Source organism: Sphingobacterium puteale (assembly GCF_050986225.1).
Taxonomy (GTDB): Bacteria; Bacteroidota; Bacteroidia; order Sphingobacteriales; family Sphingobacteriaceae; genus Sphingobacterium; species Sphingobacterium puteale.
Genome location: NZ_CP158959.1, coordinates 3,774,392 through 3,790,190 on the forward strand (window position 1 = coordinate 3,774,392; position 15,799 = coordinate 3,790,190).

Below are 15,799 nucleotides of genomic sequence, written 5' to 3' on the forward strand. Positions count from 1 at the left end.
AACTATTTTCCGTACAATACAACCCCGGCACCCGGTTGTAAAGTCAATCTGACCGTTTTCTCCTGGCTTAGGCGGATCGTTTTTTGCTCCGACCTGCCTGACTTGTTGTCGCTGATGCATTGCGCAACCTTTTCAGAAAGCATGGGTAGCGCAACCTCAATTGACTTCTCTTTCCCTTCGGCATTCACTGCGGCGATATACCACTGCTCATTTTGCCGTCGCGCCAGTACTACATATTTTCCGGGATAACCATCCACGAACAGCGTCTCATCCCAAACGGTGGGCACCAGCTTCATGAAGTCAATGACATGCGCGGGCATCTCCAGTAGATTGTTGGGTGTAAGTCCAAAATTCTGTACCGGAGTCTGGAATAATACAGCCGTTGCCAGCTGAAATGTTTCCGTTGTCTTGCGGGTCGTGCCCCCATTGTTTTCCCGATTATGCCTTTTGTTGAGCAGTACTGGACCGAAATCCATGGCCCCTACTGCATTCCGTATAAAGGGATGTAAAGTCGCATTGAAAGCTTCGTTATCATTTGCCTCCTGTGTAAAGATGAGGTTCTCGGATGCCAATACCGCCTCACTTCCCACAAAGTTAGGATACATACGTTCCCAGCCACGGGGCAAGGTACATCCATGGAAGATTACCGTCAGTCCGTATTCATTCGCATCCGTAAGAATATCTTCATACAGCTGCAATGTTTGCTGCTTATCACCGCCAAAGAAATCCACTTTGATTCCCTTGATGCCGACAGATTGCATCCAGGCCATTTCCTTTTTACGTGCGATGGCCGTATTCATCCGATTTTTCGGCGTCTGTGGTGCATCGTTCCAGTATCCGTTGGAGTTGTACCAAAGGCAGAGGCCCACCCCTTTCTCCCGGCCATAGGCCGCGAGTTCCTCGATTTTTTGGTGTCCGATCTGCTTGTCCCACCAGTTGTCCACCAGGACAAATTCGTAGCCCAAGGCAGCAGATAGGTCAATAAATTTCTGCTGATCTTCGAAATTGATACTGCCGTCCTGCCACTCCAGCCAGCTCCAAGTGGCGCGGCCAAAGGTATAAGGCTTACTGGCGGCATACTGCGGTTCGACCACATCGAAAGGGACCGTGGTTTCCACAATCGGTTTTAAGGTACTGCCCACAGTGATGGTGCGCCAGGGCGTAAAGCCCGGTAGTGCCAGTGTTGGAGCCGCGTCGCCAATGCCGTTATTTTCGCCTTGCTCAGGAAAGGCAATTTTATAAAAACCTGTTTTTGTGCCTTCACTGAGCTTTGTCCCGCAGTAACTTCCATTTGATCCGGTTTCCGAAAGCAATACCCAACCTCTGGACCCTACATGAAAAAGCGCCGGAAAAGTGTAACCAACGCCGTATTTCGAAGGTGTTCCCATCGCCTGATCCGGTACATAGGATTCTTCATAGCTCGGTTTTGTTTTCTTCCAGCCGATCATTGGTGTAGCCTGCGCAGTCAGAAAGGTCGTGGTTGAATCCGGAAATTTAAAGCCGCTCATTTCTTCCTCGACACGAAAATTCGCGGGCTCAGCCACCTGCGGGATACCATAGCGAAAAGCAATATTATTATCGCTGACCCTAAAAATCACAACAAGCCGTTGTTTCAAGTTATTCTCCAATGTACACAACAATTCGTTTGCCTGATAATGTACCAGTCTACGTTTGATTTTAGGTTCCTCATACTTTTGGTCAATTGTCTTTGTTTCAGAAGCTATCAAATGAAGATTACTGGCAAGATCCACCTTTTCGCCTACCAAGCCCAAGGGCGAATTTTCTAACATCTCCTGTCCAGCCAGGTTCACGCGATAATAAAGTTTGCCCTTCTCTAACGATAAGTTTACTTCCAATTTCCCGTCTGGTCCGGTTACCCGCAGTTCCTGTGCACGCAGCCCCGAAAATAGCATTATCAACAATGCGTTAAGGGCCATTCGCTTCGTTATGGTTAATAAATTAATCTTATATTTCATACATTTTATCAATCTATGTCATTAAAAAGAACCTTCCGTCATTGCATTAATCTATTTTACAATACCATCTGAGCGATACTCCAGATTGTTAATACAGAACGATCGGCTATAACTCTTCCCATTTGTATTAATGCTTTCATTACGGTAGATTAAATTAATTAGTGTCAAATTAACGTTTATTTTTTAGAATATAAAAGAATGTTTTAAAAATTGCACTATCTCCCTCTCATCCAATAGCGATAAATGCAATATGGATATGCTGGTGTGAAGAATGCATCGTAACAAACGGATGTTTCAGTAAGATATGAATGCTTAATATCTTCTTCTGTTCCTTCCTTAAACCGGATCTTTCCTGCATGAGATGAAATCAGAACGGCTTCTGCCCCTTCCCTTTCAAGTGCAGTTTTCATTTTATCTATGAAGGATTTGCTAGCTCCATTATCAACAAGGAAAGCAACCTTTCTGGTCTTGATTATTCCCCCGCTATCTTTTACTTTCATGCTCAAAGCTGCAGACTTTTCAACTTCTGGCCTGAGCGGTTTAAGAGGATATTCGGGGTGGCTCTGGCGTGCAAACTTGAGAGTTAAAGGATATAATATGAAATAATACTTCTATATTAGTGCAAGAATGAAATCACAACAATATAACTTACTGCAAATCATCCTGTGACAAATCAAGTTTTTGATTAATCGCATGCGGTAAAAAAATATTTGTTCAATAATTTCATATTGAAAACAAATGGTATCTTAAAAACGTTGGAATTTTGCTTAAAAAAGATCAATAAGAGTATAATTTGTTAGTGTATAAAAACATGATAAAACGTATTGGATTAACAAAAGATTCAGGATGGCAGTTCGGAGTCAGAAAAACATTCCCATCAGATTTAGAAAGTATATGGAAACTCTTCTTTTCAAAAGAGGGCTTAAAATATTGGTCTAAAGGAGTTGAACAGGATTTTACAACTTTTAAAGAATACTCTCATATACGTACAAAATGGAAACACGTTGGGTTCAAGGAAAGCGCAAGCTTGCAAATCAGGTTTATTCCTTCCCAGAAGAGTGATAAAACGACAATTTCGATTCATGTTGATCAATTAGAAAATGAAAATCAACGTGAGGAGGCTAAGAAATATTGGACAAAAATAATTGGAAATATTCCGCTATTGCTAACACCAAATGTCTTAAAAGATTAGAGTCTGGCAGGTAAACTTTTTGTTTACCTGTTAGGTAGCTATTGATATAATCATTGGGAATTTGAAAACAATCAATGCATAAAAGCTACTTTTCTATCCACAGCCGAACTATCACCGCTACATTAAAAGTGAGAGCAGCTTTGGAATCAGTCAGTTCAACAAGCCGACTTTGTACACATATATCGCCAAATGTTTTGATGGCTCTTGCATTGCTCGATCTGACAAGGTCGGCAATGTATGTAACATTTTACATTTGGCTCGCCATTTTGATGATTTAAAGATGTTCTAAAAACAATCATACAAAGTAGCGATCCCACAAGCAAACCAGGCAGGAGATAGAACTCTAGATGCATATCCTGAAAGCCAATACCGGGCATATCGCCATACACAGTCAACTCCACTCTTCTCAACAGGTTTCTTGTTTGAGCAATTTCATATTTTAGATAAATCACTCTCATAAAACAGCCTATAACTCCAAAAGCGATGATCGTTAGCAATGAAAGCAGTTGCTTTTATCGAGATTACAATAATTTTTGACAAACAGGTAAAGAAAAGGAATCATTCCAAACGAGAAAACAAAATTGGATCGTAAGTTATTCCTTTTTATATGTTAAAATACTTTTTCGCGGTTTTGTTTCTCGTAATATGCACTAGCGTCGGACACTCATTTGTAGTATTCGATTCTTGTCAGTTCCGTATTCAGAAGTTTACCATTTTTAAACTCTCTCTTTTCGATCTTATTATCAAATTCATCATACACGTATTCATTGGAATATATATTCTCACCCTCAAATAAGATGAATTCCGATAGTTGACCTTTAACAGTATATTTTCGGGTTTTTATGTATTGGGGCTTCTTCTGATCAGGTAAGAATTGTTTTTCCTCCAGCCGTTTTCCATCGACATATGTGTATTCCTCCCTGTATTCCAGCTGTCCGCTTTTGTAAAACCGCTGTTCCTTCAATTCCTTTTTATCGTCATAGACAACTTCAATCTTTAAAAGTTCCTGGTTATTTCCATCAAGATGGGTTTCAGCTATCAATTTGTCATCATTGTTAAACTGATATTTTTTTACCAGATGTACTTGATCGGGTTCACTTTTACTTCCTTTATTGAACGTTATGCTTCCGCCCGCAGTCGGCATATTGAAAAATGTCTTCTGGATAATGTTATTTGTGCCAGAGAACTGAGTTATCGTTTTCTCTCTATAAACATCATATCTTGGACTGTATTCTAGATAAGTTAACGTATTTTTTTCGTCATCGTATTTGTAAATTTCAACTTTGTCAGGTTTTTCTCCCTCATAAGTGAAACTCCGCTCAACAACTCTTCCTTTTGAGTCATAGGTCACATTGGTGATGTTTGTCGTCCCTCTACCAGTTTCAGTTTCAGATATAATTCTGCATTCGTCATCAAATAGATAACTGACCTGATAATTTCCATTGGGCGACTTAATGCTTGTAGCCTCGCTGCATCTATCGTTATACTTATAGTATGTAGTATCATTATTTTTTTCAACCTCGTCCGAACTTAAAGATGGAATTCTTTGGTATTTTATTTTGGATATAATTTGATTTTTGGTGTTGTACGTATTAATAATACTGTCAATTCTCGAATATTCTGAAAGATCGATAAATCTCAAATTCATCCCATTTTCATTGTAATAATCTTTACTGAAAAAAATCGTGTCCGTTTTATCGCCATAACTCACTTTATAGGAATGGATACTTTTTACTTTTCCGGACAATTTACTTTTTTCAAGGTCAGTTTTGTTCTGTCCGAATACAGGAGAACTAAATAACACTAACAAATAAAATAAAGCTGTATATTTTTTCATCATATAAATATACTACCGCTTTTTTGATATATAAGGATGATTTATAATTCGTTGAGCAGTATTTATTATCCGTTAATAAACCAGTCAACAAAGATCGAACAGTTAAATCAATAAGATCTTTAGCAATAATGAAGGCCTGAAAACCATTTCTCAAATAACTATCACCTAAATTATAAACACCCCTGTGGCCACATCGACGAATCCAATCATTGAATGTCTATGAAGCCAACCTAGAGATTGACGTCCTTTCCAAAACATTTTCACTGTGGAGATGTTACTTCAAGAAATACCAAGGATAATCTGGCAGAAAGGCAAATTGAGTCAGATTGTAACTGATAGAAAACCCCAAGAGATGGCCTATAATAATGAACTTGTCAATCGTGTCCGTGAAAGACTTTCACTAGAAGACAATATGGAAGTTGAGGAAAAGAAGATGTTCAGTGGATTATCTTTTCTTGTTAACGGGAAAATGTGTATCAATATTAGTCACGATAATCTGATGTGCCGTTATAACGCTGAACTAGAAGATGAGGTTTCCGGAAAAAAAGGCTTCTTGCCAATGATGATGAAGGGAAAGCAGCTCAAGGGGTATTGCTATGTAGAGCCTAGCGGATTTCAGAAATCTGATGATTTTGAATACTGGATCAAAACATGTCTTGATTATAATCCGTCAGCAAAAGCGTCGAAAAAAAAAATGTAGTATCTCGTTCCACAGGAACAAAAAATACATTATAATGTCAGATTGTTTATTCATTGTACTTCCGTTTAGGATTTATCTTAATCAGCAGAGGTTCGAAAAGAATGCACTTCAGGAGAAGTACTGTACGTCATGATTTCCGTACCGTTAGACTTTTTTACAATTTCTTTTGTATTTCTAAGTATTAAAGTATGATCACCAAGTTTGCTATAGGATACAAATTCTCCATCTGGAGTCTGTTGGCAGATGATAAACATATGCCAGCCCGCGTCTGCCGGAAGTGAAATAATCACTTTTCTCCCAGACTTCAATTCATTTTCTACTGTTTGAAAAAGGCTGTCTATCGGAAAGTTCTCATCCCGAGGCAAAACAAATTTTTGGGAGAAAGTAATGCCGTATAATTTCTTATTGTCAAAGTCACGGAAAGAACCATCAGTTTTATTCTGCCATTCATTTTGTAAGTCATAAAAATCAAAATCTACCAGGTTATAATACTTCAGTACCATTTCGACAGCCGATGGGATGCAGGACATTTGAAAGATTTGATGATGGTTATTTACCACAGTATCAAAAAAATCGCCATTATCATTTTCTTGTGTCTGAGCATTTGCATGAAAAATAACCGAAGTGAATATTAACATGACTAAATTGAAGAGAATCTTTTTCATGATTTAAATTCTTTGTTTATAACTAAAGCCAACAGTACAGTGTTTTGACCGTCGGAACCTTGCTACCGAAAGATGCTTACATTCCGCTACAAACGAGACAGAATACTATACGTCATGATTTCTGTACCGTTAGACTTTTTCACAATTTCTTTTGTATTTCTAAGTATCGTTGTATGGCTTCCTAGCTTACTGTAAGAAACAAATTCTCCATCCGGAGTTTGTTTATAGACGACAAAAATAGACCAGCCTGTTTCGACCTGAAGTGCAATAATTACCTTTTTACCAGATGTCAACTCATTTTGTATCGTTTGAAAAAGACTATCCATTGGAAAACTTTCATCCCGAGGCAAGTTAAATTTCTGGAAAAAAGTAATTCCGTACAATTCCTTCTTGTCGAAGTCACGGAAAGAACCATCCGTTTTGTTTTGCCATTTAATTTGTAAGTCATAAAAATTAAAATCCACTGCTTTGCAATACTTCAGCACCATTTCGATAGCTGAAGGAATACCAGAAGGTGGAAAAATCTGGTTATGGTTGTTTACCACAGTATCAAAAAAATCATAATTATTGTTTTTTTGTGCTTGAGCCTTCGCATGAAAAATAACCAATGTGGATATGAACATAACCAAACTAGAGAGCGCCTTTTTCATCATTAACTTATTTTCGATCATTCATTATATTTTCTTTAAAAGAGGCATCCCAAAACCTGCTGCCGGCGATGGGATCAGTTTACCGTCCTGAATCTTATAACCTGAAAGATCGACCTCCTCCGACGTGCTCGTTACCCCTTCTATGGTAACCGTATTGCCCAGCCCTCCTGCCAAATGCGCCGTATAGTAAGACTTCAGCAGTGAGCCCCAGGCATGTGGGGAAGCTTGGACCCCAAGTTTCTTCAACTCTGGCATCAATCCTCTCCAATTCGTGAAACCCAGCCCTTCGATATCTGTCAGATGTACGTCCAGTAGTTTCTTTTCAAAGAGTTCCTTAAGCAGCACTGGATCAGGATCAGCTTCGCCATCTGCCAATAAAGTGCCAATACCTGCTGTTTTTATGTAATTTCTCAATTTTTCATAATCGGAAACGGTTTCATGAAAAGGTTCTTCTATCCAGAATAAGTTGACCGACGGAATACCTTTTAGATATTGGATGAATTGATCCGCTGTAAAGCCGTTATTCCCATCAACTAAAATGCCACAGTCAGGGAAGGCATTGGCCACGGCATTGGTTACATCAATATCACGCTGGAGTCCTTCCTTGAAAGGCATCCATTTATGTCCCCTACCGATCTTAAGCTTAAATTGCCTGTACCCTACCTCATAATCATATCGACATTCTTCCAGAATCCGGGCTATCCCTGATGGTTTTTCTGATGGCTCCAAATCGTCGAAATAGATCATACCGCTATAATAGTCAGTGGTATAAGGTTTTTTACGACCAAGTAGTTCATAAACCGGTTTCTGCAGGATTACTCCTGCAAGGTCATGAAGAGCAATATCAAAAGCAATGTACCTGTCATTCAAAGTACCAAAATTGGATGCAAAAAGTTCAGATACTTTTTTACCGATGAGTTCCACTTCAATCTGCTCTGCATCTTTTCTGGATCCTCGCAACGAAGCCCAGCCCATGGCACCTTTGTCCGTTTTGATCGCACAGATTTCGACATTGGGCCCATAGCCGTGCAGGTTCAGTCGGGCATTTTTCCCCACAAGTCGGGGATATTTCATCTGAACGGTTGAATACTTTATTTCCTGTATCCGGTGATACGAGAGTTCCCTGTCCGGAAGGCTGCCGCCCAAGATAGCTGTTAAGGACATTGCATTTCCCACACCATGATATAATGTTGCTGATGCTATACCTAAATTTAAGGCCTGTAAGAATGTTCTTCTTTTCATTTTCGGCTTATATTGATCCTAGTTGATTATTAATGATTTTCTTTTTTTTATTGCCAGGACGGGTTCTTGCTTACCCATCAACCTTTCGCAAAATGATCTGCTCAATCCAAAAAACTGAATTGCCTATTTTTAAATCTTTAACGATTATTAATGCTTTTCTTAAACACTTTGGAATATGATTTAAAGGTTTACACTAGTTCTCGAAAAGTACATTAAAAACAGAAAAAACACTAGCATTTCTGTTTCAATTTACTGTCAAATTTTATCATTATGCAAAAAAGTATCGGCTGCTTCGCCCCTCTTATAATCGTAACCAGACGAATACCTTCGAGCAGCAAGCCATACAATATTATGGCCTAAAGGAAGCGGCAGTTATGACATAAGAATTTGCCCTTTACGATATACTTTAGTAATTTCACAAATAATGATCTGCAGCATGATTACCGCGCCTGACGAATCAATTGTAATAATAGATGGAATACAAAAAAAGTAAACCTTACAAAGAATTAGAACCCTTCATCCATTTTTACTGGGAACTGAAAGGAAGTGAACTGGGCAAACAATGTGAGCGGGTCTTTCCCGATGGCTGTGCAGGTATTTTCTTAAATTTGGGAGATAACTGTCTAACAGACAACGGCTCAGTTTCGATGGAATTTGGAAAAACCTATGTGGTGGGTGCGATGACTTCTTTCAAAGACAGCTTCATCGAAAGCGACAGCTATTTAGTCGGTGTTTGCTTTAAACCGGCCACTTTTGGCAACTTCTATAAATATGAGACACAACAGGTATTAACCAATAATACCATTGAATTTGAAAAATCCAGTTCATTTGACGTTGATAAGATACTCCATAATCCCTTCGATTACCTTAACCGTTTTTATTTGGATAGAATAATAAATAAGAATAATGAATTACAACCCATCATCAATGATATACATGCAACAAACGGACGAATTACCGTGCCTGACCTATCCAGACGCAATTTTACTACTGTTAGGCAACTGGAAAGAAGTTTTAAGAAGCATATTGGATTATCACCGAAAGAATATTCAAATATTATTCGTTTTCAACATGCCTTGTGCATGATCAGAAATTCAGATGAAAATCGAAGTTTATCGGATATCGCTTTTGAATGTGGGTATTGTGACCATTCACATCTCAGCAATGAAATCAAGAGGAATACAGGAATTCCGCCCTCACAAATTTAATTTTGTCGCATTTTTACAAGGAACGGGTGTCTGTTTCACGCTACTTTTGTAGTATCATTAAAATTTAGACAAATGCGAAAAATATCAATTTTCATTGCAATGAGCTTGGACGGTTACATTGCAAAGCCCAATGATGACCTCAGTTTTTTAAACCTTGTGGAAAAAGAAGGTGAAGATTATGGCTATGCCGAATTTACCGATTCAATTGACACGTTAATCGTCGGTCGGAAAACCTATGAATATGTCCTTAACAATATCGGCTCATCTCACTATGACAACGGAAATCGTGATGTGTATGTCATTACAGGAACTGAAAGACCAAACGTGGGTAGAACCGTCTTTTATACGGGAGATCTGACAAAATTGATCGAAAGGCTAAAATCCGAAAATGGAAAAGATATTTATTGTGACGGCGGAGCAGAAGTAATAAATGAATTGTTAAAGCAGGATTTAATAGATGAATTTGTGATTTCTGTCATACCAATCTTATTAGGTAATGGAACAAAGCTATTCAAAGACGGCCGACCTGAACAAACACTTAAGCTAATAACAGCAAAAACTTTTGAAACAGGACTTACACAATTACATTACAGTAAAGAAAAATAAACAATACAAAATTAATCTAGAAAAAAGCATTAAAAACATCCATTTTATCGAACATATTCTGTTGGTAATGGATGTTTACTCCTGCTCTACTATTTACTTCAGAATAAATCGAATAATAAACTGGATCTATCGAATATAAATCAATAAAGAAAAGTTATAGAAAAAAATCTGACCTTCATACCAGCATTAAGACATGTTCAATATCAGATTCAGTTCTACAGTGCTTTTACCGGATTCTCTAACTGAGAAAATAATTAAACAAAAAATATGAAAAATATCACTCTATTTTTATTGCTATTGAATTTATCCGGAAGCATGTACGCTCAATCAGAACACAAAGTAATTGTAGAAAGCGACAGTTTAAAAAAGCAGGGGTCGTTGGATAAAAATGGTCTAAAAACGGGCAAATGGGTGTATTATCATGATAACGGCAATGTAAAGTATGTAGGGAGATATAAAAAAGGGGAATTGCAGGGAGAATGGAAAGGATTTTATAGAAACGGTAATACGCAGATTATTTCTACTTATAAAAAAGGAAAACGAGATGGACGGTCTAAAGAATTCCATCGGAATGGCCAATTGTTAGCAACAGGAAAATACAAAGATGATCAGGAAACAGGCCAATGGCGGTCTTATTATGAAAACGGACAATTAAGCAAAATTGGAAATTTGATCAACGGCAAAGCGATTGGAGAATGGAAATATTACTACGAAAATGGTCATTCGGAAGCAGTAGGAATGATCCATCACGGTGTTAAAACCGGGGAATGGAAATTCTACCATGAAAATGGGCAACTCCGGTCTACAGGAGAATATAAAATGGCTGCAAAAACAGGAGAATGGAAATGGTATACTGAAGATGGCGCCTTACAAGGTATTCGAAACTATCTCAACAACAAAGAAGATGGTCTTTATATCTATTATAACTCAAATGGATCACCATCCGTTACCGGAAACAGCAGCAATGGAGAAAAAATAGGGGAATGGAAATGGTATACTGAAAACGGAGAAATCAAAGCCGTTAAAAACTTTGCGGCAAATAAAGAAAATGGCTTGTTGATGGAATATTATGATAACGGCCAATTACGCTGTGTCGGAGAAATGAAAGACAGTTTAAAAACTGGGGAATGGAAATGGTATTATCACAATAAGAACCTGATGAATCTCGCTCACTATAAAGCGGGAAAATTATTTGGCGAATGGAATTTTTATTATGAAAACGGTCAACTGGAAGCCACCGGAATTATGGATAATGGCGTTAAAATTGGAGAATGGAAATACTATCACGAAAATGGACTGCTAAAAAATCAGGGAACCACCAAAGAAAATAAAAGTGTTGGCAAATGGTTATGGTATTACGAGAATGGTCAATTGCAGGCGGAGGCAAATTACGATAATAATGGACAGCAAATTGATCAATGGAAATGGTACCACAACAATGGGCAAATAGAAATCACCGGACAATATGCCAACGGCGATAAGACCGATCAATGGAATTGGTACGGTAAAAATGGAAAATTATTAAAAACAGGTCGGTATACACGCGGAAAAAAAGCCGGTAAATGGCGCGTCTACCGCATCGAAACGGGACAGTTAAAAAGCATTGATAATTATAAAACAAACAAACGGACCTATTATAACGAAAAAGGCGAGCCTGAAAATACAATAAACATAGATCCGTTCGAAGAAGATGGATCATAATCAATACAGATCTATGTCTGAAAATTTAAAATCCTGTATTTTGGGCAAAGGTCTTATTAAAACTCTTTTCTTCCTTAATTTCAACACCTTAGCTAAGCCTAATCTCTCATCGGTTTCAGTTCTAATCCCTGTAATCAGGTCAAATTTAGTTTCTGTCAATATGGTATTTTCATTCATATAACCTTTAGTCGTGTCGTATGTGAGCTTATTGATATAGATCAATTCAAAACTGCCCTTGTTATATTTGAAGTGGCAGGTAATATTTCCGTGTTTAATTTCGCTCCGCATTTTTAAAATTCCTTTTTCTATAAAAAAATCAGGAATTTGAAAACCATTAAAATTGCCCCTGTTTTCAGCAGGATACTGCGGTTCGATGATTTTATCTGAGGATACCGCCAATGTTAACTTTCCACTTGGTTGAGACAGGAAAATTTGCAATCGTAACGGCCTTGTTTCAGCTACAGTATCCATTTTCACGGTTACTTTGTCCATTTTGCCATCATGATTTAGATCCCCACTTTCTTCTCTGACCTGATAAGTATAATTGTTTTTATTTTTAATACGCTGAGAGAATAGCATCATTGGGCCTGAAATTAAAATGAATATAAAGCAGTGACAAAAATATTTATTAATTCTATTCATTTTATTTGGTTTTGATTTGCTTTCCCATTGCACTATACAGACTGTCAAGAAACTTTTGCTGCCTATCATCTTCCTTAAAATAACGCTGATAGTTCACGCTGCAATCGGCAATATCTGTAATGTTTTTCGTATCAAAACTCCAGTCATCTGCATCTTTGACCAGCACGCCCAACTCTCCTCCGCAATGCCGCCATAATTCGGAAAATTTGTTTCTTTGTTCATCACTCAATTGGCTAAAATCTGCGAACACCGAGTATCCAGTCATTTCAGGATTGAAAAATTTAGTAATCATGTAAACGGGCACCCCTCCCCAATCTATTGTTTTTCCTTCGGCTAAATGGATATCGGTAAGTTTTTTTTCATTCATTATTTTGTCCTGTTGTCCTTTCTTAAAAAACTGTTCCTCGTATATCAGCTTTGTTCCTTTAGGAACAACAATTTTTTTAACCGTTACTGGCTCGGTCGTAATAAAATAAGGATAATCAGGCCCTCGTCCTCCGGTCGGGTTTCCAATTCCGCTCAAAGCACTGAGAAAAATGAGATATCCTATTACTAATGCAGCGATAGATGCTAAAACTCCTATAACAATTATGTATTTTTTCTTCATTAAATTTTATGATGTGCCTGACACTCTTTCTATTCTATTATCAATTAACAGCTGAAATCTCCCTGATTACGGCTTTACGAATTTAATTTATTTTTATGATACAGCAGGCCTATGCTGGAAATTCTGGGATCGATCGTTAAGCATAATACCATCGGGCAGAATATCTCCTTCCATGCGGAGCAATTAAATATCACTCCATATTATCTCTCCCAGATAACAGAAAGCTCCATGAGATATCAACACAAACATATGATTTACCAATATTTAACACCTATAAATAAAAAGGGAGGGGTATTACATAACACGGACTTACCGATCAAGCGATTGCATACCGCCTAAACTTTGAATACATATCATATATGGCAAGATACTTCAAAAGACAAACGAGCATCACGCTAACAACATATAGAAAATAATTACCGGTACAAACAGCAAAACTATATCCATTTTAAAACAGGGGCTTAACTGATATCCTAAGCTTCAGATCATCGCCCGTAACGATCCGAAAAAAGGTGAGGCTGTAAAAATCCTAGAAAATTTAGAACGTCTTTATAGCAATATCCCTACAGAAGATCTATGGTTTGCTTTTCGTTTGATTAAATAATTCCTCCAAAACCCGATAACGATAGTCAAAAATGCGCTCTAACTTCCTTTTGACAAAGATCTCATGGGCAACTGTTCCTAGAATTCCCATAGGTAGCTCATAATCGACCGTATCTATCATCAATACTCCCTTTCCATTTGGAATAAATTCATGAAAATGGTTCCAGTACTTATAAGGACCTTGAACTTGAAAATCCGTAAAACTTTTATTTTTTTCAACCTGTGTAATTTTTGTCTTCCATTTCAACCGAATTCCGAGGATCGGTGATACAAAATAATCAATGATCAGACCTTCAACAATTTCATCCCGACCAAGGTCGGAAACAACAACAAAGCCCATCTCTTTTGGCGTTATTTCAGAAAGGTTCATCGGGGAAGAAAAAAAATCCCATGCAGTTTGGATATCACACTTCAGTTGCTGCTCCCTATATAGTTTATATCTCATCTTAATAATCTAAGCTTAGACCAATTTGGCCATCTGATTTGATAACAGCTTCACTATAGTTTTGGTTTATTAAATACGCAAAAACAGCAATTACTTTACGAAACAACTATAAAACGGTATGTTTATTTAACAGAATAACAATTTATCCCACATACTTTTCTGAAGATCGAACCGCAACAGATCACCATAACCATCATCGTTTATATATCAATTCTGATAAGAAAACTGGACTTACCAGTATCTATTTATTCAGGACAAAATAACAATCGGCTCATACCATATCTTATAATAATAAGGTAATTACTTGGATTTAACAGGGGGTTAACAGGGGTATAACAGGGGTAAATCCCTGTTAAATCCCTGATATATCTCTACTAAATAACTCTTATAGCTAATTTAATATCGAATCTGCTATTCAGTTAGTAGGAAGTTGGCTAGTAGCATCCCTAAACAATACTACCCAACCCTGATAATGAGGGGCTACTGTAACCTACTTGTCGAATCTTGAAAAATTAAAGCAAAAGGAAAAGACCAATTTTTATAGTCTTGCACGTTATTCAAACAATCAGGTGTATAAATGTCCTTTATCTAAACGGATACATATCCGGATCTCGTCACCATGAAAAAAACCGGATTCAAAACGATGGAACTCTTAGGATTATCATCGTTACTACACCTGCGCAATAATTGCGGATAATATGTTCAGTTTTTGATTAATCCTGAAATTCGCGTTTTTCCAACCGTCCTTCCCGGTATACTTCAGTATAGATCAATTGTCCTTTTTGGCGAGTTTCTAATATAGGCATTCCGGTTTCTTCGTTATATTTCTGCAATAATTTATAAAATTTCCATTTCCCAACCGGCAAACCGTTTTTATAGGTTGCTTCCAAATAGCTATACGGGTCCGTAAATGTTGGATAATTCTGTAAATCGATACAGCTGTTTAATTTAAATTCGATCCACTTCCCTTCTCTATTATGATTTTTCACCATTCCCTGTTCTTCGTCATTTTTATAGAAACCATCATGATCATAGTATCTGGAAAATTTTCCTGAGGGTAGAAGCCGGTATTTATGTAATGGTTTTATGCGAAACGGATCTTCACTAAATTCATAATCCCGAAGAGAAATAATATAATTCTTGTCTATATTAAATAATGTATAGTTTGTATTTCCCATTTCTCCTTCATGATGTAGATAGATTCTCTTCATATCAATAAGTTGACCTTTCTTGGTTGAGATTAAATACATTTTTTCAATAAATGGGTGAGCGTAACGAACTGTATTATAAACAGCCATAAAATACATTGAATATGCCCCATAACATAAAAAACGGGATGAAATTTTTATATCACTATATTTTTCATTGACATCTCTACTAAATGGCAGAAAAATATCGTATTCTTCCGGAAGTAATACAAGATCTTTTTTGACTGGCTGATCAAATCTTAATGCATTCATGTCCTTTATCATACCATCATTTTCCACCATCGGCAGCATGGAGTCGATGCCTAGCTCTTTTGAAATTGCTGAATACCCAAATGGCAACGTTACACGATCTGTTTTATTTGTATTAAAGTAAATTGGTTCGTTAACTGCAGCATGTACCACAGAATCTATTACCTTCCTATTTGTCTGAGCTTTACTGTAGCTAGAAAAAAGGAAAAGCACAACAACAAACCAAGCGATATTAATTTTATGCATATACCCTAAAATAATATTCTGT

The 15,799-nt window shown here is 37.3% G+C and carries 15 protein-coding genes; 5 read left to right on the forward strand and 10 right to left on the reverse strand.

What is annotated here, in order from left to right:
• Positions 1-2: 2 nt before the first annotated feature.
• Together ABTV71_RS16000 and ABTV71_RS16005 are read right to left on the reverse strand one after the other, a co-directional pair.
• Complete coding sequence (locus tag ABTV71_RS16000; RefSeq protein ID WP_433900248.1) at positions 3-1,976, reverse strand: glycoside hydrolase family 97 catalytic domain-containing protein; 1,974 nt, start codon at positions 1,974-1,976, stop codon at positions 3-5.
• Between the two features lie 215 nt (positions 1,977-2,191).
• Positions 2,192-2,476: a hypothetical protein gene (locus ABTV71_RS16005; RefSeq protein WP_121122976.1), complete on the reverse strand. Its 285-nt coding sequence runs from the start codon at positions 2,474-2,476 to the stop codon at positions 2,192-2,194.
• A gap of 311 nt (positions 2,477-2,787) precedes the next feature.
• On the opposite strand from ABTV71_RS16005, the gene ABTV71_RS16010 reads away from it, so the two are divergent.
• Entirely contained in the window at positions 2,788-3,168 is a 381-nt protein-coding gene (locus ABTV71_RS16010; protein WP_433900249.1) for a hypothetical protein, read from the forward strand.
• Between the two features lie 664 nt (positions 3,169-3,832).
• Here ABTV71_RS16010 and ABTV71_RS16015 read toward each other — a convergent pair.
• Positions 3,833-5,008 (reverse strand): hypothetical protein, encoded by a 1,176-nt coding sequence (locus tag ABTV71_RS16015; RefSeq protein WP_433900250.1) that lies wholly within the window; start codon positions 5,006-5,008, stop codon positions 3,833-3,835.
• A 268-nt stretch (positions 5,009-5,276) separates the two neighbouring features.
• On the opposite strand from ABTV71_RS16015, the gene ABTV71_RS16020 reads away from it, so the two are divergent.
• Positions 5,277-5,705 (forward strand): TfoX/Sxy family protein, encoded by a 429-nt coding sequence (locus ABTV71_RS16020; RefSeq protein WP_220700033.1) that lies wholly within the window; start codon positions 5,277-5,279, stop codon positions 5,703-5,705.
• 77 nt (positions 5,706-5,782) lie between these two features.
• Here ABTV71_RS16020 and ABTV71_RS16025 read toward each other — a convergent pair whose 3' ends face one another.
• From ABTV71_RS16025 to ABTV71_RS16035, 3 genes are all read right to left on the reverse strand, one after another.
• Positions 5,783-6,370, reverse strand: coding sequence for a hypothetical protein (locus ABTV71_RS16025; protein WP_121122968.1), 588 nt, complete (start codon positions 6,368-6,370; stop codon positions 5,783-5,785).
• Positions 6,371-6,456: 86 nt separating this feature from the next.
• Complete coding sequence (locus ABTV71_RS16030) at positions 6,457-7,041, reverse strand: hypothetical protein (protein ID WP_433900251.1); 585 nt, start codon at positions 7,039-7,041, stop codon at positions 6,457-6,459.
• Positions 7,042-7,044: 3 nt separating this feature from the next.
• The gene (locus ABTV71_RS16035; RefSeq protein WP_433900252.1) at positions 7,045-8,262 is read right to left on the reverse strand and encodes an enolase C-terminal domain-like protein; all 1,218 of its coding nucleotides are present in this window, start codon (positions 8,260-8,262) and stop codon (positions 7,045-7,047) included.
• A gap of 473 nt (positions 8,263-8,735) precedes the next feature.
• Here ABTV71_RS16035 and ABTV71_RS16040 point away from each other — a divergent pair, with 473 nt between their 5' ends.
• The 3 genes from ABTV71_RS16040 to ABTV71_RS16050 all read left to right on the forward strand — a co-directional run bounded on the left by ABTV71_RS16040 (position 8,736) and on the right by ABTV71_RS16050 (position 11,777).
• Entirely contained in the window at positions 8,736-9,470 is a 735-nt protein-coding gene (locus ABTV71_RS16040; RefSeq protein WP_433900253.1) for a DUF6597 domain-containing transcriptional factor, read from the forward strand.
• 72 nt (positions 9,471-9,542) lie between these two features.
• On the forward strand, positions 9,543-10,076 hold the full coding sequence (locus ABTV71_RS16045) for a dihydrofolate reductase family protein (RefSeq protein WP_121122959.1): 534 nt from the start codon (positions 9,543-9,545) through the stop codon (positions 10,074-10,076).
• Between the two features lie 267 nt (positions 10,077-10,343).
• Positions 10,344-11,777 (forward strand): toxin-antitoxin system YwqK family antitoxin, encoded by a 1,434-nt coding sequence (locus ABTV71_RS16050; RefSeq protein WP_433900254.1) that lies wholly within the window; start codon positions 10,344-10,346, stop codon positions 11,775-11,777.
• Here ABTV71_RS16050 and ABTV71_RS16055 read toward each other — a convergent pair whose 3' ends face one another.
• The 4 genes from ABTV71_RS16055 to ABTV71_RS16070 form a co-directional block, all read right to left on the reverse strand.
• Complete coding sequence (locus ABTV71_RS16055) at positions 11,778-12,419, reverse strand: hypothetical protein (RefSeq protein ID WP_433900255.1); 642 nt, start codon at positions 12,417-12,419, stop codon at positions 11,778-11,780.
• A 1-nt stretch (position 12,420) separates the two neighbouring features.
• Positions 12,421-13,026, reverse strand: coding sequence for a hypothetical protein (locus ABTV71_RS16060; protein ID WP_433900256.1), 606 nt, complete (start codon positions 13,024-13,026; stop codon positions 12,421-12,423).
• Between the two features lie 574 nt (positions 13,027-13,600).
• Positions 13,601-14,074 (reverse strand): SRPBCC family protein, encoded by a 474-nt coding sequence (locus ABTV71_RS16065; protein WP_121122945.1) that lies wholly within the window; start codon positions 14,072-14,074, stop codon positions 13,601-13,603.
• A 713-nt stretch (positions 14,075-14,787) separates the two neighbouring features.
• Entirely contained in the window at positions 14,788-15,777 is a 990-nt protein-coding gene (locus ABTV71_RS16070; protein WP_433900257.1) for a hypothetical protein, read from the reverse strand.
• Between the last annotated feature and the right edge of the window lie 22 nt (positions 15,778-15,799).

Coding starts and splice junctions, on each gene's coding strand:
- ABTV71_RS16065 (WP_121122945.1), bottom strand. CDS start 14,074: ATGAGATATAAACTATATAGGGAGCAGCAACTGAAGTGTGATATCCAA.
- ABTV71_RS16020 (WP_220700033.1), top strand. CDS start 5,277: ATGTTACTTCAAGAAATACCAAGGATAATCTGGCAGAAAGGCAAATTG.
- ABTV71_RS16000 (WP_433900248.1), bottom strand. CDS start 1,976: ATGAAATATAAGATTAATTTATTAACCATAACGAAGCGAATGGCCCTT.
- ABTV71_RS16005 (WP_121122976.1), bottom strand. CDS start 2,476: ATGAAAGTAAAAGATAGCGGGGGAATAATCAAGACCAGAAAGGTTGCT.
- ABTV71_RS16010 (WP_433900249.1), top strand. CDS start 2,788: ATGATAAAACGTATTGGATTAACAAAAGATTCAGGATGGCAGTTCGGA.
- ABTV71_RS16045 (WP_121122959.1), top strand. CDS start 9,543: ATGCGAAAAATATCAATTTTCATTGCAATGAGCTTGGACGGTTACATT.
- ABTV71_RS16070 (WP_433900257.1), bottom strand. CDS start 15,777: ATGCATAAAATTAATATCGCTTGGTTTGTTGTTGTGCTTTTCCTTTTT.
- ABTV71_RS16030 (WP_433900251.1), bottom strand. CDS start 7,041: ATGATCGAAAATAAGTTAATGATGAAAAAGGCGCTCTCTAGTTTGGTT.
- ABTV71_RS16055 (WP_433900255.1), bottom strand. CDS start 12,419: ATGAATAGAATTAATAAATATTTTTGTCACTGCTTTATATTCATTTTA.
- ABTV71_RS16060 (WP_433900256.1), bottom strand. CDS start 13,026: ATGAAGAAAAAATACATAATTGTTATAGGAGTTTTAGCATCTATCGCT.
- ABTV71_RS16015 (WP_433900250.1), bottom strand. CDS start 5,008: ATGATGAAAAAATATACAGCTTTATTTTATTTGTTAGTGTTATTTAGT.
- ABTV71_RS16050 (WP_433900254.1), top strand. CDS start 10,344: ATGAAAAATATCACTCTATTTTTATTGCTATTGAATTTATCCGGAAGC.
- ABTV71_RS16025 (WP_121122968.1), bottom strand. CDS start 6,370: ATGAAAAAGATTCTCTTCAATTTAGTCATGTTAATATTCACTTCGGTT.
- ABTV71_RS16035 (WP_433900252.1), bottom strand. CDS start 8,262: ATGAAAAGAAGAACATTCTTACAGGCCTTAAATTTAGGTATAGCATCA.
- ABTV71_RS16040 (WP_433900253.1), top strand. CDS start 8,736: ATGGAATACAAAAAAAGTAAACCTTACAAAGAATTAGAACCCTTCATC.